Below are 25066 nucleotides of genomic sequence, written 5' to 3'. Positions count from 1 at the left end.
ATATCGACATCACGAGAAAACCTCTATGGTTAATGCTTCGCTGGCGTCATTTCCCTAAGGCTTGCCGCCGCCTCTTTCACCATCCGATTCCCTGCTTCGGTTTCCAGGAAACTACACTCGGAGGCGCCATAGCCGCCTTCCTTCAAGGCTTGTGCCGTGGGGACATAAACGAGAAACGGGAATCCTGTACCGCAAAAGGCCACTCCCGTCATAAACGTCATGGCCACAGGGGATTCCCGGGTCAAGTCAAGCTGGAGCTGTGTGAAAGGCTCTCCCGGAACACCCACCAGGGCAAACGCATGATTGACGACCATCGTCATCAGTCCGACGTCAAAAGTTTTATCCGCGGTTCGGCACGGAATCGTCAATACACTTTCCTTAACCTGGAGCGAAGCGCCTTGCGGGTTCTGCTTGGTATCGATGGCGCGCACCACACGCAGCGCACATTTCCCGAGAGAGATCCCCGCCTGCTTGACCATGTTGAACCGATGGGCTCCGGAGAGGTTCATGTCGTACGGATCGATATCCCCTGACGCGCCCTGGATGAACATCCCCATGCAATCACTGCCCAGCTCCTGTTCCACATAGTCCACCATCGCGCCGGGGTAATCCCGCGTCAGGACTCCTGAATCCATCATCCCTACAGGATGACAGGCATAGTGGACAAGCAGGACGCGCGTCTTGCCGGCATCGTCCTCGACCTTCAGGACGCCGACCGTCGAATCAACGGGCTCCGTAGGCAGGCGCTTGGGATTGTCCCACATCGCCCTGGCTTTCCCATCCTTGTCTACCAGGCGGCGGTTATGCGCCATGTAGGCGCTTTCGAGCCGTCCTTTTCCGGCTACCACATTGGCAGGAAACAGGGTTCCCATGGCTTTCCCGATCGCGGCCACTATTTTGTCCTCCGTAGCCGCATACCAGGGGTCCGACGAAAGCCCCGGCCAGTCAACACCCGCCAAACGGTCTGCAGTACGCGTCCAGTCGGGCTTGGCCGGCGGCATGAGCAAGCCTTTCGGCGCCATGACCGAATGGGTATGCGTGGCACAAAGCAACACATGCTCCACCTTCCACTTCGCCTTGGCTTCCGCCACGACTTTCGCCGAGGGGAAAACCTCGAGATCTACCGAGACGATCGCCACCGAGGTCTCCTTGTTCTTCAACACGAGCACCCGGGCATAAATCGGATCATGCAGGGATAGGGCGCGGCCGGACTCATCGATGGCCTCCGCCGCCGCCGGCGTGATATCCACCTTGGCCGTTCCCGCATATAGGCGGTTCGCATCAGGCGTGGCCCCCAAGCCTGAAGACACTCCCAGACCGATCCCTACCGCCGCCATCAGCCACCCCTTACATCTTACGGTGCCACATGATTTCATTTGTTTTTCTCCCGTTGCAATGCCGCTTTGAATTTTGCCAGGGCCTCTTCCTCATTCCCCATCCCGGCCTGGATCTGCCCCTGCATTCTCAACAACCTGACACCCCACATGGGCGCCATGTTCCGTATATCAGTATCATCATATCGCCCAACCACTTTTAAGGCCTCCTGATATCTAGCCTGATTCACGAGGATATTAGCGGCACTCAAAGTTGCGCTGAGGGGCATATAACCGTAAGCTTTACCGGCATGCTGCTTCTGATCCACCTCAAAGGCCGCAAGATAGGCTTGCAATGCCCGCTGCTCGTCTTTCCTGGCCCGATATACATCGCCGAGACTATTCAAAATATACCCGTTATCCGGCACCAATTTTGCCGCTAATTCCAAATCCTTGAGTGCACGTTCGTAGTCTTTCATGAAATAGTAGGCTTCGCCGCGGCGATGCAATGCCGTGGCCGCCTTGCCGTTGAACGCTGCCGGCCAGGCGGCAATATCCTCGTCCTTGAACTGCTGTATCAACTCCGTCGTCCGACCCGGCCCTTTGCTTAGCTCGTTCATTCGACTCAACACTGCATCGATTCTGGCACTGACTTCATTCGTCATCATGTCGCCCGCCCGGACTGGACCTACCACCGCAAAAAAACAGGCCAAACCTGAGTACACCAACAGTTGTTTGTTCATAATCTTCACTATATAGCCTCCCTCGCTCCTCGCTTCCTTGACGTTCTCACCAATTACTAGCAGAATATCACCTGATCCTGTAGATCCCATGGAATTCAAAAATAAAACCTGTTTGCGTGCCACATTGGCAATGGCGATTACCGCGAGTAGTCTGGCTTCGTTTTCGGACGAAGTTCCCGCCTTCACTATCGGCGACAGGGAAGTCGTCGTTACAAAAGTGCAACGCAACGCCCTTGGACTCAAGTGGTTCATTGACGGGAATGGCGGAGTGCTAACCAGTGGCGACGAGGTGCAACTGTATGGTGCCAACGGGAAGGACCCGGTACGTGTCACCGGCACACAGGATCGATTGTTCCAGAAAGTTGACCGGGTATCGATCTCAACAGGCAACAAGGGGTTCCAGTATCTTGCAGGCGGTCCACTTTTCCGTGATCCAAAATCCCGGCGCTTGCTTCTTTTCTATCACGCGGAGATTCACCGGGGTACAGCGAAAAATTTCTACAGCGTGCTGGGACTCTCGATCCAGACTGATGAGCAGGGCTTGCGGTTCAAGGACTTGGGCCCTATTTTCACTGCCAACATCCAGAATGATCAGGCCAAATGGAGTATCGAAGTAGGCGGATCGCCCTACATCATCAAGGACGGCTATTTCTACATTTATGCGTTGGACACCCTACAGGAGGGGCTATCTCAACAAAGCCATCTCACCGTCGTCCGGGCCAGGGTCGATGATGTCGTTAATGCCAGTTTGGCCGGTAATAGCACCGAATGGATGAAGTATTACAGGGGAACATTCTCGGAGCCGGCATTAGGTGGGAAGTCCAGCTCACTGGAAATCGGCATTCCGCACATTCGTTGGATGGATATCTGCTATAATGAAAAACTCAACAAGTTCATGATGGTCGTCGCCGCCAACACCTCCCGTCAACACGTGGAATTGTTTATTACATGCTCCGACGACGGCATCCACTGGGCGGGACGCAAGCCACTCTCTAACGACAACGGCGAAGCGTTCTATCCGTCATTTGCAGGATTCATGGCAGATCCACGCCGGACCGGCCAGGAATTCTATGTATACTATACCTTCTCGGCCAAAGGAGGCTGGGAGCGTTGGGATGACGCGGTCATTGCGCGCCGCAAAATCACCCTAGTCCGGGTTTTAGCACAGCAGGCGGCGCCAGAAGGCCGCCTTGCACAACGGAATAACTAATCATGCCCCGCCCCATACAAGCTACCATCCATACGCAGGCACTGATCCACAATCTGGCCGTAGCGCGCCGTAGCGCGCCTGATGCCCGGGTCTGGGCCGTGGTCAAGGCCAACGCCTATGGTCATGGAATCGAACGGGTGTTTGAAGGCCTGCGGGGGGCCGATGGCTTCGCCTTACTCGACCTGGCGGAGGCCCAGCGGGTGCGTGACCTTGGCTGGCGTGGGCCTATCCTGCTGCTGGAAGGGGTGTTCGAGCCGCGTGATCTCGAGTTGTGTTCCCGGTTGGACTTGTGGCATACCGTGCACTGCGATGCCCAGATTGACATGCTGGCAGCCCTCCAGACCCATCTGCCGCATCATGTTTTTCTAAAAATGAACTCGGGGATGAACCGTCTGGGCTTTGCACCGGACCAGTACCGCTCCGCATGGGCCCGACTGAGCGCCCTGCCCCAGGTGGATAAAATTTCCCTAATGACCCACTTCGCCGATGCGGACGGCCCCAAGGGGGTGGCCCATGCCATGGACATCTTCGCAGCAACCACCCATGATCTGCCTGGTGAACGCACCTTGAGCAATAGCGCAGCCACCCTGCGCCATCCTGACATCGCACGGGGCTCTAACTGGGTGCGCCCTGGCATTGCCATTTACGGTAGTGCGCCCGATTATCCGGAGCATTCTGCCGACCAGTGGAGCTTGCAGCCCACCATGACGCTTGCTGCAAAAATCATAGCGGTTCAGCCAATATCTGCAGGGGATGGGGTCGGGTATGGCTCCAGTTTTGTCGCACAGCAAGACATGCGCTTGGGCGTGGTGGCCTGTGGCTATGCTGACGGTTATCCGCGGATTTGTCCCACTGGCACGCCCGTATTGGTGGACGGTGTACGCTCCCGCACTTTGGGGCGGGTCAGCATGGATATGCTGGCCGTGGACCTCACGCCTGTACCGCAATCCGGTCAGGGCAGTGTGGTGACCTTGTGGGGGCGCGCCGCCAATGGGACCGTGCTGTCCATCGATGAAGTGGCACTGCAGGCTCAGACAGTAAGTTACGAGTTGATGTGTGCGCTGGCCCAGCGTGTCCCCGTGGTGGTGGCGCAATGAAAATATTGTATCCCCGCGCGCTTCCCTCTTAAGCGCCCGGTCCTTCAAACCGACAGGCACCTTACCTGATGAGGTAGACGGCCCCGATGGTATGCGTCCGGAATCTGACTTCGAGGCCGCTCTGGCTGATCCCGATAATATTCGCCGCCCCGGCGATGTTGGCCGAGCCTATGGTGAAGGCGCCATCCAGGACGTTGATCACCATGTTGGAGACACTATCTTGTATAAAGTGGTTGGCCGCGTAGCCCGTCAGCGATACGCTCAGGTTGGTGGGACTGGTCCTCGCCAACAAAACACTGAGGGTCGGCGGCAGGTTGGACGCCTGCACGGTGCCGGAACCGTAAAGATCGCCATTATTCCCCGCAAACGTCGCGCCAACAGCCCCGGCAAGGGATATCCGGTTTGAATTGCTGTTGTCGATGATTCCATCACTTTCCACCGTTTCATTGAACACGGTTGGACTCAGGCTGAGCACCACCGGGGCCTGATTGACCAGATTGGTGCGCACGGTCAGGTCGTCAACGTAACCGGAACCCACACCCGCGATGCCGAAACCGCTCATATGACTATTGGTCTGGACCATATGGAACCAGGATCCGCCCGGGGCTCCGCCCGGTCCGGTCCACCCCTCGGTATCCGTCAGTGGCGCGCCGTTGTTAAGCCGCACCTGGAACATGGCGTTCGAATAGTCCTGGCAGACCGTGACACGCAACCAGCGGTTCGTGTCAATGAAGGGGGCGCTGGACAGGACGCGCAGTTCATTGTTCGTCACCCCTCCGGTGCGGTTCTGATGCCAGAGAACAAACTGCCCGTTCGTAGACACATAAAAGGCCAGTTGCATGGCTGTGCTGATTTGTGGCGAATCGACCATCGGCGCCGGCCAGACCGAGAAGTCCGTATAGACCATCTGACCGGGTAGACTATGGATCTCACTTTGGAGATCTGATTGGACATAGAGTTCATTGGTGTGGCTGGCGGTGACTGGTACCGGGCCTTGATAGGCATGAGCCCAGCTTCCCACGGAGTTGTCGTTGGTGACCACCCCTGCCGCCGCATTTTCCGCCGACCAGCCATTCGTGGCCGTCATCCAGTATCCATTCGTGTAGCCTTCGAGCGTTTCCACATAAGGCACCTGGTACGAGAAAGGCGTATCATTGATGAAGTTGATCTTAAGATCACTCTTGAGGCGGTTGACCACCCGTGACGCCGCCACATTGCTGAACGCCGCGTCTTGGAACTGGAACGTCAGGTTCGGGATGCTGTTGACGACGTCGTTATAGTAGGCCGTGCCGGCCAGTTGTACGCTAAGCTGCGTATCGCTACTCTTGGTGATCGCCACGGTCAATCCGCCTGGAAGGTTCGCTACGGCCACCTTCTGCGCGGCAACGAAATCGCTTCCAATGCCGCCGGTGAAGGTATCCCGGACCAAATCGATCGTGATCGGGCTACTGTTGTTGATCGCGCCTTGACTCAACTCGGTGAAGGTGTCCCCACTATAGGTCAACTGCGCCTGATCATGGAACGTCACCGACAGGCTCGCGGTACTGCCGGTGATGTTCGCCGCCAACACCGGTGTAAACGCGGCATTCCGGAACAGCAGGCTGAAGCTCGTGCTGTTGGCCGCCGCATGCGCCGCCGCGGTCCCCGACAGCGCCACCTTCAGGTGCGTCGCATCCTGGTACCACACCCCCACATTCAACCCCGCAGGGACCCCTGACGTCGTGTACTGCGTCCCCAGGGCATAACCAGTGTTCGCAAACGTCGCCATCCCGTTCGGGTCAGTCAGCGTCACCGTGTTCGTCGTCGCGATGCTCCCGTCGTTCGCCGCCGCCTCCGTGAACGTGGCGCTGTCCCACGACAACGAGGGTTGATCATGGAACGTCACCGACAGGCTCGCGGTACTTCCGGTGATGTTCGCCGCCGCCACCGGGGTAAACGCAGCATTCTGGAACAGCAGGCTGAAGCTCGTGCTGTTGCCCACCGCATGCGCCGCCGCGGTCCCCGACAACGCCACCTTCAGGTGCGTCGCATCCTGGTACCACACCCCCACACTCAACCCCGCAGGCACCCCTGACGTCGTGTACTGCATCCCAAGGGCATAACCAGTGTTCGCAAACGTCGCCACCCCATTCGGGTCAGTCAGCGTCACCGTGTTCGTTGTCGCAATGCTCCCGTCGTTTGACGCCGCCTCCGTGAACGTGGTGCTGTCCCACGACAACGAAGGTTGATCATGGAATCTAATCACCAGATCCGTCATGGTCGAATTGGATACCGACACGGCTCCGCCGCCAATAAAGGCACTGTCGGTGAACCTCACGGTAAGATTGCTGACTGAATTAAGCGCTAGATGGTTTGTGGCCAGGCCGACAAACCCGAGGCTGAGATCATAGGAATCCACCTGCACCAGTTGCATCGTCAGGTTACCGGGAACATTGGACACCACCACCTTTCCGGACGCCACAAGATCCTCGCCATTGGTTCCGGCGAAGGTCTTGCCGGTAAGGGTCAAATTGGTTCCGTCCACCGCCCCGTTGTTCGTCACGGTCTCCCAGAACACCGTGGATCCATATTGCAGCACCTGCGCCACGGTTGAATCGATAAAGGTGATCGACAGGTTAGTGCGAGAGGCCCCGACCACACTATAGGCCGGTACATTGCTGAAGGCCCCATCGACGAACGTGAAAACCAGGTTGGAGAAACTGTGGAGGGCGTCGTTGGCCAGTGCCTTGTTGGTCAGGATCACGCTGAGTTGCGTCTGGTTGGTCAGCGTCATCACCGCCACGAGATTGCCGGGCAGATTGCCCACCTGGACCTTGCCTTGCTGGAAGAAGTCATCCCCGACCGTTCCGGCGAAGAGGGCATTGGTCAGCGTCATCACCATGGGATTCATGTTATTGATCGAACCATCGTTGGCGGCGCTGTCCTCATTGAAATTGGTGCTGCTGTAGTTCAACTGGGGCGTGTTGCTGAAGGTCAGGCTGAGGCTGTTGGAGAAGTGATAAACGTCCGCCGCGTTGCCCAGCGTAAAGGCAGTGTTCAGGAATGTGAACACCAGGTTGGTGCTATTGGTGGCCTCGTGATGCTGGGCCACGCCGGTGAGGGACACCGTCAACAGGGTCGGACTGGCATAAGTGGCCATGGCCGTCAGATTTGAGGGAAGATTCGCCACCAACAGCCGGTTCGATGCCACAAAGTCATCGCCCATGTTCCCGGCGAACGTGTCATAGATCAACCCGATCGACAACGTGCTGTTGACCATCCCGTTGTTGGTCACTCCTTCGGTAAACCCGTTTGCACTCCAGGTGACCTGGCGGTTGGTCAGCACCAGATCGTCCAGGTAATTGGTCTGCGACTCGGCGATACCGAACCCATTCATGTTGGTTGGCGCAATGCCACCGGGCTGTGCCATAGAGAACCAGGACCCACCCGACGAGCCGTCGGGCCCCGTCCATGCTTCCGGAGCCGTGATCCATGCCCCGTTGTTCACCCGAATCTGGAAGAGGCCGTGCCCGTAATCCTGTTCCACCGTGAAGCGCGCCCAGACCCCGTTCGTCACGGACGGCCCGCCGGTCAGTGTCGTCCATCGGTTCGACGTCCCGGTCTTGTCATAGTGCCAGACGACGAGGTTGGAACTGGTATTGAGATAGAAGGCGTACCGCCAATTCGCATCAGTGGTCGGCGGCCACTGCGCCACGGTGGGCATGGCCATGCAATCCAGCACCACCACCCCGCCGGTTGGACTGACCAGCGTGTTGGTGATCTCGTCAGTGATCTGGAGCACATTGGTATGCGAGGCGCCGGGAACCGGATAGGATCCACCGTTATCGATCACATTGGTCGAGACGATCCCCGCCAGGGGGTTTAACGCGCCCCAGCCGTTGGTGCCCGAGATCTGGAACCCGTTGGTATACGGCTCGAATGATTCCACAAAGCCCACGGTGCTGGTGGAGCCCGCATGCGCTACTGACACCATCGCCACCCCGGCGCCAAGCAAGCCTGCCAGGACGCTCCTGATGCACTTTGCCAGGCTATTGTTGATTGTATTCATGGTCATCCCCCGATAACTCTTAGAACGAGCACGATTAGACGCCATTAAAACACATAGAACAGGAAACCCGGTTGCCGCGGAACGAGTACCAGCGATTTGCCATCTCCGGAGATGCCCACGCGATGATTGTTGGGATATACGGTCCAACCACTGGGAGAAGAGCCAGCAAAGCCGCCGGAGGCCGTCAGCACCGTCGGGGTATCGCTCAAGCCCATGCCCAAGGCGTTACTGAAGATCATCGAGGCCGGCAACGTCATGGGGCCCTTCACATTCACGGTGGAATTGGAGGTCCAGACCATGGTCCCCCCATTAACCACCAGACTATTCGTGAAGATCACCGAACTGTTGTTGAAGGTCATCACGCCGGAGTTCGTCACCACGCCCCACATTATATTGGATGTATTCAGGAAGGTCAGCCAACCGCCCGCGCCGATCGTCACACTCCCGTTGGTGTAGGCCGTTTTGCCACTGACCATTTCCAGACCTGCATAGTTGGTCGCCCCGCGGCCGGTGTCGAAGATATAAGCCTGCGATGCCGCCGCGCCATTCGTCGCATTGTTCAGGCGGAAGGCGTTCGCGCCGGACCAGGACATGTAGGAGGACGGATTAAGGTTGCCGCTTCCCTGGTTGCAGAATACATCCGCGTTGGTCACGTTGCGGAACGAGATCACTCCGCTGGCAATGTCAATATTGCCGACACCTAGCGGATCGATCGTGGGCGAAGCCGAGGTGAACTGATAGACGCCGGCGCGGTTGCTAATGGTGTTGCTGGTGTTGGTGCTTATCCTCAAGGTGTTCGCATCCAGCACACCGCCCCCCGTCACCAGAACGCTGGAGTTCAGGGGAGCGGCGGCGCCGCTGGCAGGAACACCGACCTTCACGATAGAGGCAAACACTTGGCCGCCATTGGTGATGATCAACTTATTGCCCACCGAGGCCCCGCCGGCACTCGCGTCGGTCATGTAGCCGACACAAAGGGTAGCCACGTTGGTCACCACGCCGCCCGACTCCACCTGCATCCAGTTGCCCGTGGCGGTGCTACCAGTGGTTTCGGCGCCGATCGTGAGTGTTGAACAGTTAAAGACAGACCCACTGCCTGAAACCAACACCGAATTGCTGATGGCCGCCGAGCCGCTACCAGACATGCCGCCGATGAAAAAGGTGAAGGCATTAGCATTGGTGTGGGTGACAATGCCGCGATTGGTGATGATCAGACTGTTGCCCAGCGCGATGCCGGAGGCCGCCCCCCCGATTCCCCCATTTAGATTACTGACATTAGTCACAATAACCTGCCCCCCGTCCGCCACAGTCATCATATTGTTCGTGGCATTGCCGCCGCCGACGGTCAGGTAGCCCGAGCCGCTGGCATCAAGCTTCGACCCTGCACCAACGATGGTAGCCATGTTGCCGACACCGCTGTTACCGAAAACGAAACCAGGGGCAGTCATCCAACCGCCATTGGTCACGATCAGGATGTTACCGCACCCGATTGATGAAGCTCCAGATACGTTGACGAATTGATTGGCGCTGGTGAAGCGGGCCGAACCGGTATAGCCCAAGCCGTCAATGCGTATACTGTTGCCAGTGGCACCGGTGCCGCCGAAGGATACCGAGGCCCCGACAATGCCAAAGGTAGAGGTGACGTTATTGCCGCCTTGCACCGTGAGATTGTTGCTGTTCGCGCCGGGCCAATTCCCAAAGCGAATCGAGCCGTTTTGCCAGAATTGGCCGCCATTGGCAATAATCAGGCTGTTGTTGAACGCATTGGTTGCATTCCCCCCGAGGGTGAACGTGCCCACATTCGTAACCATCGCCCCGCCAGTCACTCCAGCACCGTCAATTCTCAGAACGTTGCCTGTCGCATTGGCCCCCCCGACTGTAATTTTCATGGCAGCAACATTCCACACAGAACTACCCAGAGAGCCACCAACCAGCAGGACGGCATTCGAGTTGATGGAGTTTCCAATAGTGATGTCGCCGGCCGAAGACAACTGACTGTTATTGGTGATCACTAAGCTGGCCCCAGGATTACCGAAGGCCATTGCCCCGAGAAGGGTCATTCGTTCACTATTAGCGAGCGTCAACGTGCCGCTGTTGTTGGTTACCGAATTGACCGTCCCGGTTGCCCCCGACAGCGTCAAGTTGGCGTTCCCCGCCTTGACCAAGTTGCCCGGACCTTGAATGCTGTAGCTGTAAGTCGTGTCGGTCAGCGGAGCCACCGTCAGTGAGCCATCATTGATCATGGTGTTGCCGGTATACGTCAGGTTCGACAGCACCAGAATGCCCGCGCCAAACTTGGTCAACCCGCCTGAGCCGCTGATCACCGGCGCGATCGTAGCAAAAGTTCCATTCACAAAGTTTTCATACACGATCATTTCCGCCGCGCCGACCGCAACGGTGCCCTGCCCGAGGATGGAGCCTGATGATTCCATGATGAATCCGCCGCTGGCATTGCTTAACACCGCGCCCGCGTTGACGGTCACGGTATTGCCGACGCCCATTCTCAGGGCGTACACGTTGGTGTCCTGATTCACCGTGGAAGTGGTGATACTGACCTTCTTAGTGGCGTCCCACGACGTCGCGTCGTAGACGACGTCGGTCAAACCACCGGCGCCGTAGGTGACGAAGTTCCCCGTTAGCGAGTCCACCAGCCAGGGCCCGAGCATGCCGTTGACAGGCGTCACCCCGCCGGTGAAGGTCACTATCTCGCGTTTGCCCAACCCGTTTTGCGGCGTTATCTTCAACGTCGCGGTGCCAACACGCGGCGCCAGGTTGCCTGCGCCCAGGATATTGGTATAACTTGTTTGCGCCGCATTCAAAATGAGTTGCCCGGAGCCGGCATTAGTCAGGTCGCCCATGCTGAAGGTGGTGTTACCCGCCGCATCGGTGTCGAGCTGGAGGATGGCCAAGGACGTTTGATTGGTCTGACCCAGTGTCACGGGAGTGGAAGAACCACCAAGCACGTTGCCACCCCGCCACGCCTGCAATTTGCCGCTGTTGACAATCAGGCCGGCCAGCGAGTTGTTGGCCGCGTTGGTCAACACCAGTATTCCGTCGCCGGTTTTGGTCAGCACGTGGGACGTGCCATTGAGCGCGCCGGTCACAGTCAAGGTACCGGCACTCTGGTACCACGTCTGATTGCCACTCAAGGTGATGCCGTTGCCGAACATCACATTAAGGCTATTGGTAATACCATTAATAATCGTCAGGTCGCCGCTGCCGGGAAGAAAAACCCACTTGCCCGCACTGAAGTTCAGGGAATTAGCCGTGGCGGTGTTGACCGTCACGGTGGCCGTTCCGGCGGCGGTGAAAAAAGCGTCGTTACCGCTTCCCCACTGGACTGGGTTGTTGGTGCCAGTCGAGGTATTCGCCCACATGAAACTGCCCCCGGAGTCTGCCCACGACAAACCGCCCGTGGTGGTACCGGAGGCCGGCCCGATCGTGGTGAGAGTGTCAGAATCAAACCACTGCGAAGCCGCAAAAGCTCCGGGGATACCCCCACCACACAGGATGCCAAGCGCCAAAACTACGACCTCCGCTAAACGCCGCCCCATCCATCCCCGTCCATCGTGAATCCCTGTCAGCATCATCTGAATTTTCATGGCTTCCCCTTTGCTCCTAAACCGTTTATCCATTAAGTCTATGTCCATGCCCGTTCGGCTTCCTTAACGGTCTCACCAAATACCAGCACAAAATCACCAAATATTATTGCATGGGCGTTCTGTCGGCTTTGAACTGGTCGCGCTTTTCGCAATAGGATTTCCACGCGGCTTGTTGAAGCAGCTCCACCGCATCCTTCTTCAGATCCGTGGGGGCGAAGAGCCCTTCCGGACTGGAATCGGTGAGTGCGGCGTAAAGGCAGCAGGCCATCAGGTAGGCTCCTTTTTCGCTGGCGTGAAGTTTGTCGGAATGGAATTCCGATAGCGCCTGGTCGGAGGGGTTGGTTCCGACGATCTGGAGCTCGGCATAGGCGCCAGGCGCTAACGCCGCGCTGTTTGCGGGAATCGGCGCGAGCTGGGCGTTGTCGTATTTTCCGAATTGTTTCTTCTGTGTCCACCCATAGAACGGATGGACTTCATAGATCACGGGCAGGGCCTTGATGCCTTGGATCAGCGAAATCATTCTCGGTGCATATTCGGCGACCCCCGTCGACTGGTCACAGGTGGTGTAGGGAATTTCAAACACCACCGCGTCCCAGGGGTGCGCCTTGATGACTCCGCGCGGGGTGCTCGGCGCGGTTCCGAGATTCCAAAAGGTGGGGATACGAGTGCCCATCATTTCGTAGTCGCCGGATACGATCCGCACCCTGTCCGCAGGGGCGGACTCGCTCATGCGCATGACTGTTCCCGGAAGGTCACCGCGCCCGGTATTGCTGGAGCCAAGGAACAGTACTTTCTTCACCTTCGGATTCTTTTCAATGAAGGCGAGCCGCAGTTTTGCTTCACGTTCCGGAACGTAATCGATCCGGAGCAGATCGTGGTCCCAAGGCGAGGGCGAGGCATTGCCTTTCATGGAGAGAACCTTCTCGAATTCCGGTTTTGCTTTTGCATAATCCTTCGTGTCGAAATAAGTGATTCCGATATAGAGTTGGCATTCGGCCTTCCGCTGATCGGAAATTCCGGGCATGGCCAGTGCGTTCGTGAAGACTTCGCGCGCTTTTTCAAAATTCTGTTCCACGAGGTAGAGCTTGCCGATCTTCGCCATGGCCGCGACCCGCTCCGCCTGCTGCGATACGTTGGTCTGGACGAATTCCCCGATCACGGTGTAGGGGATCTCATCCTTGCTAAGCGTCTGAAGCGGGGTCCCGTCGGTCAGAATTTCCATGAGATAGCTTCTGGCTTCCGGGTAATTCCGGCCATTGATCGCGACGGAGACGATCTTTTTCTTCAGCGACGCTTTCTGTACGGGGGTCGCACCGGAAGTCTGTAGTGCTGCAAGGGCCAGGCGCCGTGCATTTCCCCAGTCTTGTTCCCCGATGCGTATGTTGATATAGGCAAGTTCTCCGTGCGTTTTCGTTTCGCCGGAAACGCCTTTCACGGCAGAGGCCGCGTAATAGGCCGCGAGCGCACCTTCACGGTTGTAGGTGGAATGCTTTTCCGCAATCGCGAGGTAGGCGCACGCGGTCTCGTCCGGAGTCAGCGTTTTACCTTCACCGGCTTTCGCACATTCCGCGAGCGCGTCGATCTTTGCCTGGACTCTGGAAGCATAACCCGCCATTCCCTTGGCGGCGGCCGCCTGGACGTAATAGTCCTTGGCCTTGTCGAAATGTCCCTGCGCGATTTCAAGGTCGCCGCGAGCTTCAAGGAAATAGCAATACGTGTCCTGCCGGCTCCATTTTCTCGTGTCGTTTTCTCCGACTTGATCAAGGATCTTCCACGTTTCGGAGAATTTCTGTTCCTTTGTCAGCAGGCGTACCGCGGTTAAGCCGCACATATCGGCCGGATAGCTCCCCTTCAACTTCGGTTCCGCAAGGACTTGGTCGGCCGTTTCAACGGCTTTCTCCAGATTGCCGGAAAGATTGGCGGCACTCATAAGCCCCGCCAGCACAGTTAACCTGGCCTCCATATTCGTCGTGCCAGGGAGAGCTTTTTCAAAGGCTTCCGCGGCTTGTGCATATTTCCGGGCATCGAGGAGATTGGTCGCGGCGCAGAAATCCGCAGTATAATCCGCAAAGGCGGCGAGGGTTGACAGACTCAGCGTGATGGCGAACAGTAGTGTTTTCATGTTGAGGAATCCCGTTTGAGGCTCTTGCGCCCGACATGGGCACGCTTAACCTTCTATCCACAAAATATAGCCTCCCCTCGATCCTCGCTTCCTTGACGTTCTCACCAATTACTAGGAGAATATCACTAGATCCCTACGAGAGAACGAGGCGTGCCTGGTGTTATTGTTAATCATCCCTGACTGCCGTCCACCAATGGGCGGACGGCGTCGCGGAGGGGAGTATCGCCGAGCGAATCCCAGGCTTTGAGCCTGAAGGCCCGTGGGCTCACCTTGAACCGCCGCCGGAAGAGACGGCTGAAATAGTTGCTGTCGTTGAATCCTGCGGCCAGAGCGGCTTCCGTTACGCCCAGATCCGGGCGCTCGATCAATAGTTCCGTCGCTTTTCTCAACCGCAGGTTTAGCAGGTATTGGACCGGGGAGTGTCCTGTGGCCGCCTTGAAAACACGGAGCAACGTATTGACGGATTGATGAGTATGGTGACCGAGGTCGCGCAGGGATATCTCCTCTTGATAGTGCGATTCCAGGTACTGGATCGCCCGGTCCGCACGAAGCAGCGGCAGGGAAAGGGGCGTCGTCGATCGGCTGTAGCATCGGCAGAGTAACGCGATCAGGCGCATGAAACTCGATAACGAGGCGAATTCGTAGCCCGGGGCCCGCCGGGTCAATTCCGACTCCATTTCCTTCGCCAGATCCAAAGCGTGACGGAGGTCCGTCATCCCAAGACGCAAGCGGCTCGCAAACCGGTGGTGCTGCCGGTAGCGGGGCTCCAACTCAAACAAGGCGTGATACCCAGGCAGTTTGCACATTTCGGCCATTGGCAACGAAAGGCGTTCTAGATGAAAGCGAATGTTTACCCGAACCAGTTGACGGGGTGAATCGAAACCATGGGCGGAGTTCGGCTTGATGACGAAAACGTCCCCCACCCTGAGAGGAAATCGCTCGCCCTCATTCACGAAATGGTCAGCGGTCCCGGCTTCGATGATGACCAATTCCTCGAAGGTATGGTTGTGCAACGGTATCGGGACCTGGTCCTCCCGCCATCCTGCAGTGAGCGGGAAATCGGACCGGTCAAATAAAGTGTCGCCGAAGGTATTAGTCGATTTCATGCGCCAAGGTCTGAATTTGGTGATATTGTGCGAATATTTCAAAAGTCCGTCAAGGAAACAAAATAGACATTACCTAAACCATAATAGATTCAGGGCTATTACTTTCGCTTCACCCCCTCTGCGACTGGTGGCATTGTGCTAATAATTGGTGAGATTATCAAGGAAAGGCCGGACGGGAATCAGCGATTCTATTGATTTTGACCAGAATCCGGAGGAAGACATGGGTATGAAATTATGTGAGAGCCAGACGGTTGCGAGCGGTGACGGCGGCAAACGGTACCATTGCGGAGCGCTCACCTACACCAAGATGGGGTTAACCGCCTTGTTCGCCTGGCTGCTTTGGGGCGATTTCTGTTTCACGTTGATGGAAGCAGTAGGCCCGTCCGTGCTCCCTCTCAAACTGAAAAGCCTTGGGTGCTCAAACTGGCTCATCGGACTGGTGCTCACTACTGTTCCGAATATTTTCACCATGACCGTTTGCCCCTATGTGAGCGTCAAAAGCGATCGTTACCGTAGCCGATGGGGGCGACGGATCCCATTCATCGTCTGGACCATGCCGTTTCTGTGCTTGAGCCTCATGCTGATCGGGTGGACCGACGCCATATCCTCCTTCCTGCATAACCACTCCACTTTCCTTTCTAACTATGCCCCGGCGACCGTCTCCATCGCCCTCATCGGGGTGTTCATTGCGATGTTCAGCTTCTTCAACATGTTTGTAGGGTCGGTCTTTTATTACCTCTTCAATGATGTTGTGCCGGCTCAATTTCTCGCACGGTTTACCGGTGTCTTCAGGATCGTCGGCACGGTGGCAGGTGCGGTGTACAATTACTTTGTCTTCCAATATGCCGAATCGCACATGCGGGAGATCTTTCTTGGCGCGGCCCTGCTCTACTTTATCGGCTTCGGCATCATGTGCCTTATGGTAAAGGAGGGGGAATATCCGCCTGTGGACGCCCAACCTCCGGCCAAGAAGGGCAAGATGCTGATCGAGTTGAAGACCTTCCTTCGCGAGTCGTTCACCCACAAGATCTACTGGATGATATTCCTTTTAACCACGGTCAGTGCAGGCCGCATGGCCATTAACCCATTCTGGATATTCTTCAGCAAGGAGATGGGGCTACCCTTGATGGACATCGGGAAACTCGGGGCCATCACGGGCATCACCTCGCTGGGGGCGATGTATGTCGCGTCGGTCTTTATTGACCGCTGGCATCCGCTTAGGGTCACGGCCTACATGACGCTCTTCTCGGGCGTCGGTGCCTTGACGGGATTCGTCTGGGTCTTTGTCACCCTGCCGGGCAACTATTACTTCTGGCTATCACTGGCCTCCGGCACCTTGGAAACGTTCTTTGGCGCTCTCGGGGCGGCCAGCAGTATGCCCCTCTTCATGCGCATGTTCCCGCAATCGAGATTCGGGCAGTTCTGTTCAGCCCAATCGATCCTGAGATCCTTCTTGTGCCTGGGAGCCAGCGTCCTGGCGGGACTGTACATCGACACCATCAAGTTCTTCTGCCATGGCTCCGACTTCGCGTATCGATTCATTTTCGGTTGGCAATTCCTCGGTTCAGCCACATGCGCGGTCATCATCGTCATCGCCTACCGTGAGTGGTATCGACTGGGAGGGGATAAGCATTATCATCCACCGGCCACCTGGGATCCGAAGGGATATGAAGAGATGCCGGTCGTGAAAACACAAGGCCCCCAGTCAAAATGGATTGCGGTCGCTTTGCGCTTGTTCGGTGCGGTGGTTGCCATATCCATGCTGTGCATGCCCGGCCTGATGGCATGGATGGCCCATCGGCAGGCCATGCGAGCGTTATCCTGGCATGCCTATGTGCTGCTTCCCCTGTCGCTGGTCGCCTGGACCTACTGGCGCCATGTCCGTAAGAATATCTTGAAAGACCTGGAGCGGGCCCGGAAAGGCGAACCGTTGGTCAATGGCATTCCGCACCACGGCGTGCTGGTTGTGAAGGGAATACTCTACCTGGCTGTCCAGGCGTTTTGGATTGTCCAGGTGGTGATCGCGATCAACCTGAACATGGAAATAGGCGCGATTGTCTTTACCGCCTCAAATGTCCTGACGAGTTTTCTTCTCATTGGAATCCTGCAAGGGATTTGCAGGATAGAACGCGGCTACTCGACGCAGCTGGATGATCCCGTTGCCCCGATAGGGCGAGAAACTGGGCGATAAATGAAAACCATACTTAAACATGCGCATGCGGCGGGATTGAGACTGGTGGTTACGGTACTGCTCACTACCTAACCCCGGCATGGGCCGGCAGATTCCCGTATGATTAACTCAGGAATGATGGTGACGTTCTCCACCGGCTTCCCTTCGATGAGATTCAGGACCATTTCCACGGCCCGCGCACCTACCTCGGCACGGCGCGGATTAAACGTGGTGAGCCGGGGATTTACCGCCACCGCAAAATCGGTATCATCAAAGCCGATGACGGAACAGTCGTTCGGGACACGTATGCCCATTTCGGCCAGTCCGGTCATCACCTCGATCGCCACCCGATCGCTGCAAGCCATAACGGCCGTGACCGACTTAAACAGTTCACCGTGGGCCCTTACGAACTCCCGTGTATCACCGGACTGGGGACCGCCGTCACATACAAGCGTCACATCATGCAGGCCGTGGCGCTCCAAAACAGAGCGGTATCCTTCAAATTTAAGCCGGGTGACGTTGAATGAGGAAAGCATGGCCTCCACCATCCCGACGCCCATGAACGCAATCCGTTTGTGCCCGCGATCCACCAGCCACTGCGTCCCGGTGCTGAACGCCTCGAAGCGATCTGAAACCACAGAGGGGAGCGTCGAGGTGTTGCTATTAAGAATGGTCACCAGCGGGATATCCCCCGTCAACACCCGTTTCAATGCCTCAATATCACTGTACACTTCCAGGATGATCCCATCTACCATGCGCTGACGCATCTCCTGCAGCGCCCGATCCTCATCCTGCCGCAGTGCGGAGCATTCATAAAACAAGGGGAGATAGCTCTTGGCACGAAGCCCTTCGACAATCGCCCTGAACATCGCGCCCGTAACTCCGGACGCTTCCAGCCGCCCCACCACGCCGACCGCATACGAGCGCCGCATCTGGAGACTGCGGGCAAAGTAATTCGGCACAAAGTTCAGGCGCTTCGCGGTTTCCATGATCAACTCACGCGTCTTGGCCGAAGCGTAACAACGTTTGTCACCTGCAAGGATCTTCGACACCGTCGTGCGGTGATAACCCGTCTCACGGGCAATGTCATCAATTGTAATCGCCATAATCAAAACTCCACGATGTGATATCTACAGGTAGAATATTTGAAATTGCAATTTTCCGCCATAACGATATTTAGCGGCCCCCATCATTCTGGACTCAGCGCCGCCGGGCAAGGATACGGCGCATATTCTGCCCCAGAATGGGGCCAAGAACCTCATCCCCGACATCGATGGACAGCAGGCGCCCCAATTCCCAGTAAATATCGTGCCCCGCCGCATCGGTCCCGTAAACCACTTGCGACGCAGGAACCGTTTTGAGTGTTTCCTCCCAGAGCCGGGTGCTGCAAAAACTGCCACACCATTCCAGAAACACATTGGGAAACTCCGCCGCCAAGGCTTCCGCTTCACGGCGCCCGCCATTCGTGCCACCGGAATGGCCCACCAGGAGCGAAAGATCCGGGTATTTCTGAACGATCTCGCGCGCCATGGCTGGTGAGTCCCACGTATTTTCCCATGAATGCATGAGAATGGGAAGGCGGTGGGCGTTCGCATACTCCCACATCGGCTCGAAGCGCGGATCGGTTACCTTGATCTTCCAGTAATCGCACAAAATCTTGAACCCGACCCATTGGGGATTGGCAAACCACGTATCCAGATGCGGCGTCAACCCCTCTGCATAGTAGGGATTAAAGGCCAGGTAGCCCAGGAACCGGTCGGCATGCGGTTTGAGCAACGTGCTCAACTGCCGATTTCCATCGATCGCCGAACCAAGCAAGGCTTGTAAGCCCGAGATGATCATGGTGCGTTGCCCCAGCCCATCCATCGCCTCGAGCAAATTCGCTATTTGAGCGTGTTCGTCCTGGTGTTCGAGAACAAATCCGGCGGAAGGACCCACATGACCGTGCGCATCGACCATGTCCACGCCTAACGACTCCCCTGAAAGGCAACGCTGCCACAGGCCATTACTTTTGGAGGCCGTCCCCATCGCCGGCGGCGCCTTGAGCCCGGTCAGGCGGTCCAGATTACCGTGCGCAATCATCTCGCGCTGCGCATCGGTAATATCCGCCCGGGCCAGGGCGGACATCGCCGCGCCATTATGCGAGCGGCACCCCGTCCCGAAAAGCACCCGTTCGGGACCGAAGTGTTTCACGGCGAGACTCACGCCACCCCAGCTGTGCCACACGGAGTTTTCCATCAGCACGTTTTGTCGGCGCCGCATCAGATCGAAGGTCCCAATACCCTTGACCCAGGACAGGTCGGACAGGATCAGGGGTACATCCGGGAAGATCGCCGTGAAATCAAGAATATCCTGCGTTGAGGTCTCATCGCCGCCCACCACAATGAACGGGTTCAGATGCAGCACGGCACGGATGACCGGTTCGCACTGGACCAGGGACAGAAGACCGAACACATTGACAAACCGCAAGGCGCGCGTGTTCCCTTCCTGCATCTGATCAACCAGTTTCCGTATCCCATCCTGCTCATAGGTAATCAACCCGGAGACCACCAGTTCAGGCACGATCCGCCCTTGCGCTCCCGGCGTACTGGCAATTTCATCCAACAAGCGACGGTTGGCGGAAAGACTGTGATGCTGCCGGGCTTCCACGTTCCACACCAGGGCCCGGCTGATACCTAACCGGTCCATATGTGCCAGACGTGAGGCGCAGGTGGGGAACTCAGGCACCCCACCGGCCGGGTTACCGAAACTGGCATTGACATCGAAATAGGCGGATATTGGATTCATATGACTTCCCTTGCTTTTTCACGATAGGCGGCATGCTGTTCGGCGGGGACAAAAAGCCCACCGGTTGTCCAGAAAATGTGAGTGGCGGAACCAGGATGGAGCGGCAAATCATTTTTCGTGAGGAATGCCAATCCCTCCTCTGTTTTGTAGAGCATTTTAACTCCTCCGCAGGCAGAGGATGACGAAGGCTCCACCTCCATCCCCTCGACCTCATACATGGCCAACAGATAGCGATACATATCCCTGTCGGTCAGCGTGATGCAGGCGCTCAGCAATGGCTCCATCAGTTTGCCCACGAAACGGGAGGGACAGGACACGGCCAGACCGTCAGCATCCGTCTTCAGCGTCAGCCCGAAATCATAGATGCTGGCATCGGCATGTTTCCCGGTTATAAGACCTACGGTCATGCAGGGGGCCTGCACGGGCTCGACGAAACAGCAGCGGGCAAAGTCTCCGAATACCTGGCGCGCGGCAAACGTAATTCCACCCGGTGCGCCCCCCACCCCGCAGGGGAGATAGAAAAATACCGGATGCGTCGCATCCACCCTGATTCCGGCTTCCGCGAACTGTGCTTTTAACCGCAGGAGCGCGACGCTGTAACCCAGGAAAAGCTCCAGGGAGTTCTCATCATCAATAAAATGAATTTTGGGATTTCCATCCGCGATCCGGCGCGCCTCGACACACGCCGCCGTATAGTCTGAGGCATGTTCAACGACATTCACCCCGCGGTGGCGCAGGCGTTGCTTCTTCCACGCCTTCGCTTCCCGGGACATATGGACGGTGACACGGAAGCCCAGAGCAGTCCCCATGATGCCAATGCTCAGCCCGAGATTTCCGGTACTCCCCACCGAAAGTTCATACTCGCCAAACAGCTTGCGAAATCCAGGACTTAACAGCTGACGGTAGTCAAGGCGGTCATCCATGGCCCCCGATTCCCGGGCCACCTTCTCGGCAAAGTGGAGTACGGCGTATATACCGCCGCGCGCCTTGATAGAGCCAGCGACGGGCAATGCGTGGTCCGCCTTAACGTATACCCCAGCAAGCCCCTCGACCCCATCCTCACGAGCAAACCGGGCAGCGAGCTTGGGGCAGGGAATCAGGGCGGATTCAATGAGCCCGCCGCTCGCATTCAACTCCGGAAAACATTCCGCCAGCAAGGGTGCAAAACGCTGCAGCCGGGCTTCCGCATCAAGCATATCCTGGAAGGTCAAAGGAAGTGATTTAAGGCATTCCCCGACCGGCTTCCAGCCGGGATTTTCCCAGAAAAGCGGTTGTGCGGCCTTGATTTTCTCAATGGCTAAGCTCTGCGTATTGATATTCATCTTCAGCCCAGTATTTGAGTTACCGCCTCGTGTAGCGTAGCCGCTTCGATGAACCGTTCCGGACACCCCAACCGGTCATATACCCGCCCCGGCCAGGTCCACCCGTGATGACTCGGGTTGACCAGGGCCACCTTACGCGGCGCCATGAGTCCCACCGCCTGGGGCATATCAAAGGCCCGCAAAACGCCCAGAATCGGTGCCCCGTCCAGATGGGAGCCAGGGGCATCTTCCAGGATGACCCCGGCAATCCGTTCATCCTTAATGCCGCTATACAATGCCGCTACGCCGGCGTCCCCCTTGCCATACAGATAAATCTCGTACCCGGCCAGTTCCTTGATTCCCGCGAGAGTGTCGACCGCCACATCAATATCGTGACTCGTCATCATCACCGGCGTGCTTCCCGTCATGGGGAAGGCCAACGCCAGAAGCTTGCGAATGGAAAACACAAAGTTTTCCGCGGCGAGACAAGTGAGCCCGGCGAGACGGGGCTCAAACCCGCCGCAAACCGCGGCCCCCGGCGGCATGGCCCCATGTATATCGCCCAGGATATCCCTCGCCCCGCCACCAGGACCGGCAATGCCCAGGATCAATTTCCGGCACTTCTTGGCAGGGGTAAGCAGATACATCCAAAGCGCCATGCCTTCAATCTGGCCGCGATGCTCATAGGTTGTTCCCTCTGGCAAACGCCAGACTCCCGTCGGCTTCAAAAAGGATTTTCCATCATCGCCCGGGAAGGCCGGAAGCGCGGCCAACGCCCGGTGGCGGATCGCGCCCCACTCCTGCAGATCCTCCGGCAACGGCAAACTTCCCCGTGGTGAAATCAAGTGAGGCAAAAGCTCCATCCGATTCGGTACCGGCGGACATCCATTAAACACCGCCACCTCTTTTTCCGACAGTTCATTCTCGCCCCGCTTGAGCATCGGATGCTCCGCCCCGGCCACCTGCCGGTCAAACCACCGGCTGGTCGCCTCATCGAATTCCGGATGGTCCCCGTGTCCGCCGGGACAGGTGACCAGCCCGCACTGGGGCTCCTGCCCATACAAGGCATACACTTTCCGGGTGCGCTCGACCAGCGCCCGGGTGATGTCGGCATGAAAAATGAGGTCGTCATCCGCAAAACAAAACAGCGCCGCACGAGGCGCGATAAGCGCGGCATACTCGCTGGTGTCCCGGCGATAGAGATTATTGGGATACATGCAGTTACAGTGGCTGATCAGGTGCCGGTTGGCAATGGCGTCAAAAGGGGTGCTGATCCCGCACAAGGTTGAGACGGCCTTGATCCGTTCGTCTGCCACTGCCAGGTGAAAACTGCAGGCCCCTCCGCCTGAGACTCCGGTCACCGCCAGGCGAGCCGGATCAACATGGGAATCGGCCGCGAGCACATCCAGCGCCCGGATGGCATTCCACAACTCGCCGCCCGAAGAGGTATACCCCATCGACATCCAGGCATCGAGCTTGCCGACGTCGAATCCATGGTGCTCCCCCGGATTGTCATTCTGTTCAATGGTGTCAACGATCAGGCAGACATACCCCCTGCGCGCCCACATGATAGGATGACTCTGCAACTCAAGGGTCCCGACGCCCCCATGACCACAGACATACAGCACTCCCGGCAGCCGTTCCGCCTTCATGGTTTCCGGGTAATACACACACGCAGAGGACCAGCAATCCGGCAGGATCTGGAACCCGATCCGGCGTCCACGAAATCCTTTACCCGAAAAAGCCCCGTACTCGGTTATTTTCAGATCACACTTTTCGGGAAGCGGATTCAGGCCCATGGAAGCCATGAAATCGGCCTTGATTTGAGGCCGCAACTGCTTCCAGTCCTCAAGCGTACCCACATCGCTCAACGCCTTGCGCGCCATGACCTCGACCTGATTAGACAAGTTTTCCCAAAGAGTCACACCCATAAACTACTTCCTTCCGCTTACAATGAAAACCCAATCCCCGGGAGACTGAAAAGCCGCGACAGGGGAACCTCGAGCTCTTTCGCCGCCCGCTCAACTGGCATCGTCAACCGCAGGTTCATGATAGGGGTCAGATCAATCGAAGCGATCTTTGCATCCGGCACACCCAGCGCACGCAGCACCCCTATCGCCATGAGTGAATCACCATAAGGCCCCATGTGCACGCCATCGATGGTCAATTTCAGCCCGGCAGGTTTCCGAGCAAGGGCTTCAAGGAACATCCCATGGAGGTCCACAAAGCCGCATTTTTTTTCGATGGCAATCCGCTGCATTGCCTCCACATACAGGGTCAGCCGTTTATTCCCCTCGGTAGCGGGATCTTCCTGAATGATGGTTGGCGCCAGAAGGACCACCTTGGCGCCGGCCTTCTGGGCCTTGACAACCATCCTGGTTACATTTTCCTGATAGGCCGCCAAAACGGCAGGATCATGCGGCGGCCCAAGCCGGTGCATGACATCGTTAATGCCGACACTGATAAAAATCCAGGTCGGCGCGTTGGTCAGTTGCATGTCCTTTTCAAAACGCGGCTCCATGCCCTCGGCTTTCTGCCCGCTCACGCCCGCGCTGATGAACTGGGGGAGTTTGATTTCGGGATAGGCCATCTTCAATACATAGGCCGTCAGCCGGACATAGCCACCATACGCGGTAATACTGTCCCCGATGAACGCGACCCTGTCACCGGACTTGATCAGCAGGGCTTCCGGGGCCGTTCCCGCCGGCGGCAGGAGTCCCACCATCACGGGCAATATCTTGGCCAACTCCATGGTCGTGGTAGGCTGCTGCGCAACGCCCGTCCCCACAAGCAGGACCAAGCAAAGGGCCATGATGTTCATCATTCTCACGTTCATTATTTCCCCTTGATATTATTTTTGAGCTGTCGAACCATCTCCCCATCGGTCACCGTCAGGGAAAAATCCTTCCCATCACCCATTTCCGCTTCACCTTTGACGTATTTCATATGACTGCGGCGAAACGTTGCGGCGGAAGAATGGACCTCATGCACATGCGTTTTCTCCACAATTTCCCTGACATTGGAAGGAACCACCCCTGCCGCGGCCATGATCATGATTCGATTGTTCGCATGGAGAACCATGCGGGCAAGCGTATCCATTCCCTCATAGGCACTCACCTTCTGTCCGGAGCTCAAGATGCGCTTAACGCCCAGTTCGATTAAAATGTCGACGGCATTACAGATATCGCTCACCTGGTCCACCGCCCGATGAAACGTGACCTCCAGCCCCCTGGCCTCGTTCATCAAGGACTTCATGGCGGCAACATCGATTTCACCCGACTCTGTCAAAACGCCAAAAACAACACCCGGCGCGCCCAGCTTTTTTGCCATATGGATATCTTTGAGCATCAGCTCCAATTCACCGCCCGAATACAAGAAATCACAACTGCGGGGCCTGATCATGACAAACACCGGAATCTGGACCTTCAAGGCGGTTTCGATGAATGAATAAGGAGGCGTTAAGCCCCCTTCTTTCAAACTGGCGCATAGTTCTATCCGGTCCGCTCCAGAATTTACCGCGGTCATCAACGATTCATAGTTGTCGAGGCATATTTCAAGATTCATTGT

At 57.1% G+C, this 25066-nt stretch carries 15 protein-coding genes; 3 read left to right on the top strand and 12 right to left on the bottom strand.

Going from position 1 to position 25066, the window contains the following annotated elements; all coding sequences use genetic code 11:
* Window positions 1–29 precede the first annotated feature (29 nt).
* Both WCS52_04345 and WCS52_04340 read right to left on the bottom strand, forming a co-directional pair.
* Window positions 30–1376: a neutral/alkaline non-lysosomal ceramidase N-terminal domain-containing protein gene (locus WCS52_04345; protein MEI6166403.1), complete on the bottom strand. Its 1347-nt coding sequence runs from the start codon at window positions 1374–1376 to the stop codon at window positions 30–32.
* Window positions 1373–2056, bottom strand: a complete 684-nt coding sequence (locus tag WCS52_04340; GenBank protein ID MEI6166402.1) for a tetratricopeptide repeat protein — start codon at window positions 2054–2056, stop codon at window positions 1373–1375. The genes WCS52_04345 and WCS52_04340 overlap by 4 nt, the downstream gene beginning before the upstream one ends.
* 88 nt (window positions 2057–2144) lie before the next feature.
* Here WCS52_04340 and WCS52_04335 point away from each other — a divergent pair, with 88 nt between their 5' ends.
* Window positions 2145–3266 carry a hypothetical protein gene (locus tag WCS52_04335; protein ID MEI6166401.1) on the top strand — a complete coding sequence of 374 codons (1122 nt, stop codon included), beginning with the start codon at window positions 2145–2147 and terminating at the stop codon, window positions 3264–3266.
* Window positions 3267–3268: 2 nt separating this feature from the next.
* A complete protein-coding gene (alr, locus tag WCS52_04330; protein MEI6166400.1) occupies window positions 3269–4363 on the top strand; it encodes an alanine racemase in 1095 nt (364 codons plus the stop codon).
* A gap of 61 nt (window positions 4364–4424) precedes the next feature.
* Here alr and WCS52_04325 read toward each other — a convergent pair whose 3' ends face one another.
* The 4 genes from WCS52_04325 to WCS52_04310 all read right to left on the bottom strand — a co-directional run bounded on the left by WCS52_04325 (window position 4425) and on the right by WCS52_04310 (window position 15241).
* Complete coding sequence (locus WCS52_04325) at window positions 4425–8411, bottom strand: hypothetical protein (GenBank protein MEI6166399.1); 3987 nt, start codon at window positions 8409–8411, stop codon at window positions 4425–4427.
* 44 nt (window positions 8412–8455) lie between these two features.
* Window positions 8456–12013: an autotransporter-associated beta strand repeat-containing protein gene (locus WCS52_04320; protein ID MEI6166398.1), complete on the bottom strand. Its 3558-nt coding sequence runs from the start codon at window positions 12011–12013 to the stop codon at window positions 8456–8458.
* A 103-nt stretch (window positions 12014–12116) separates the two neighbouring features.
* Window positions 12117–14135: a hypothetical protein gene (locus WCS52_04315; GenBank protein ID MEI6166397.1), complete on the bottom strand. Its 2019-nt coding sequence runs from the start codon at window positions 14133–14135 to the stop codon at window positions 12117–12119.
* Between the two features lie 170 nt (window positions 14136–14305).
* Window positions 14306–15241, bottom strand: a complete 936-nt coding sequence (locus WCS52_04310) for an AraC family transcriptional regulator (protein ID MEI6166396.1) — start codon at window positions 15239–15241, stop codon at window positions 14306–14308.
* Between the two features lie 226 nt (window positions 15242–15467).
* Here WCS52_04310 and WCS52_04305 point away from each other — a divergent pair, with 226 nt between their 5' ends.
* Window positions 15468–17432, top strand: coding sequence for an MFS transporter (locus WCS52_04305; protein MEI6166395.1), 1965 nt, complete (start codon window positions 15468–15470; stop codon window positions 17430–17432).
* A gap of 68 nt (window positions 17433–17500) precedes the next feature.
* On the opposite strand, the gene WCS52_04300 is transcribed toward WCS52_04305, so the two are convergent.
* The 6 genes from WCS52_04300 to WCS52_04275 form a co-directional block, all read right to left on the bottom strand.
* Window positions 17501–18517 carry a LacI family DNA-binding transcriptional regulator gene (locus tag WCS52_04300; protein ID MEI6166394.1) on the bottom strand — a complete coding sequence of 339 codons (1017 nt, stop codon included), beginning with the start codon at window positions 18515–18517 and terminating at the stop codon, window positions 17501–17503.
* 94 nt (window positions 18518–18611) lie between these two features.
* Window positions 18612–20198, bottom strand: a complete 1587-nt coding sequence (locus WCS52_04295) for an amidohydrolase family protein (GenBank protein ID MEI6166393.1) — start codon at window positions 20196–20198, stop codon at window positions 18612–18614.
* Entirely contained in the window at window positions 20195–21520 is a 1326-nt protein-coding gene (locus WCS52_04290) for a D-serine ammonia-lyase (GenBank protein ID MEI6166392.1), read from the bottom strand. Before WCS52_04290 ends, WCS52_04295 begins: the two co-directional genes overlap by 4 nt.
* A gap of 2 nt (window positions 21521–21522) precedes the next feature.
* Complete coding sequence (locus tag WCS52_04285) at window positions 21523–23430, bottom strand: acetylxylan esterase (protein ID MEI6166391.1); 1908 nt, start codon at window positions 23428–23430, stop codon at window positions 21523–21525.
* A gap of 17 nt (window positions 23431–23447) precedes the next feature.
* Window positions 23448–24323: an SGNH/GDSL hydrolase family protein gene (locus WCS52_04280; protein MEI6166390.1), complete on the bottom strand. Its 876-nt coding sequence runs from the start codon at window positions 24321–24323 to the stop codon at window positions 23448–23450.
* A gap of 11 nt (window positions 24324–24334) precedes the next feature.
* Window positions 24335–25063, bottom strand: coding sequence for a copper homeostasis protein CutC (locus WCS52_04275; GenBank protein ID MEI6166389.1), 729 nt, complete (start codon window positions 25061–25063; stop codon window positions 24335–24337).
* Window positions 25064–25066: the final 3 nt, after the last annotated feature.

It is taken from the genome of bacterium (genome assembly GCA_037128595.1).
In the GTDB taxonomy this organism is placed as follows: Bacteria; Verrucomicrobiota; Kiritimatiellia; order CAIKKV01; family CAITUY01; genus JAABPW01.
Note: the sequence above shows the minus strand (reverse complement) of the source record. Positions and strands in the feature narration are given on the sequence as shown.

Coding starts and splice junctions, on each gene's coding strand:
- WCS52_04345 (MEI6166403.1), bottom strand. CDS start 1,376: ATGAAATCATGTGGCACCGTAAGATGTAAGGGGTGGCTGATGGCGGCG.
- WCS52_04340 (MEI6166402.1), bottom strand. CDS start 2,056: ATGAACAAACAACTGTTGGTGTACTCAGGTTTGGCCTGTTTTTTTGCG.
- WCS52_04335 (MEI6166401.1), top strand. CDS start 2,145: ATGGAATTCAAAAATAAAACCTGTTTGCGTGCCACATTGGCAATGGCG.
- alr (MEI6166400.1), top strand. CDS start 3,269: ATGCCCCGCCCCATACAAGCTACCATCCATACGCAGGCACTGATCCAC.
- WCS52_04325 (MEI6166399.1), bottom strand. CDS start 8,411: ATGAATACAATCAACAATAGCCTGGCAAAGTGCATCAGGAGCGTCCTG.
- WCS52_04320 (MEI6166398.1), bottom strand. CDS start 12,013: ATGAAAATTCAGATGATGCTGACAGGGATTCACGATGGACGGGGATGG.
- WCS52_04315 (MEI6166397.1), bottom strand. CDS start 14,135: ATGAAAACACTACTGTTCGCCATCACGCTGAGTCTGTCAACCCTCGCC.
- WCS52_04310 (MEI6166396.1), bottom strand. CDS start 15,241: ATGAAATCGACTAATACCTTCGGCGACACTTTATTTGACCGGTCCGAT.
- WCS52_04305 (MEI6166395.1), top strand. CDS start 15,468: ATGAAATTATGTGAGAGCCAGACGGTTGCGAGCGGTGACGGCGGCAAA.
- WCS52_04300 (MEI6166394.1), bottom strand. CDS start 18,517: ATGGCGATTACAATTGATGACATTGCCCGTGAGACGGGTTATCACCGC.
- WCS52_04295 (MEI6166393.1), bottom strand. CDS start 20,198: ATGAATCCAATATCCGCCTATTTCGATGTCAATGCCAGTTTCGGTAAC.
- WCS52_04290 (MEI6166392.1), bottom strand. CDS start 21,520: ATGAATATCAATACGCAGAGCTTAGCCATTGAGAAAATCAAGGCCGCA.
- WCS52_04285 (MEI6166391.1), bottom strand. CDS start 23,430: ATGGGTGTGACTCTTTGGGAAAACTTGTCTAATCAGGTCGAGGTCATG.
- WCS52_04280 (MEI6166390.1), bottom strand. CDS start 24,323: ATGATGAACATCATGGCCCTTTGCTTGGTCCTGCTTGTGGGGACGGGC.
- WCS52_04275 (MEI6166389.1), bottom strand. CDS start 25,063: ATGAATCTTGAAATATGCCTCGACAACTATGAATCGTTGATGACCGCG.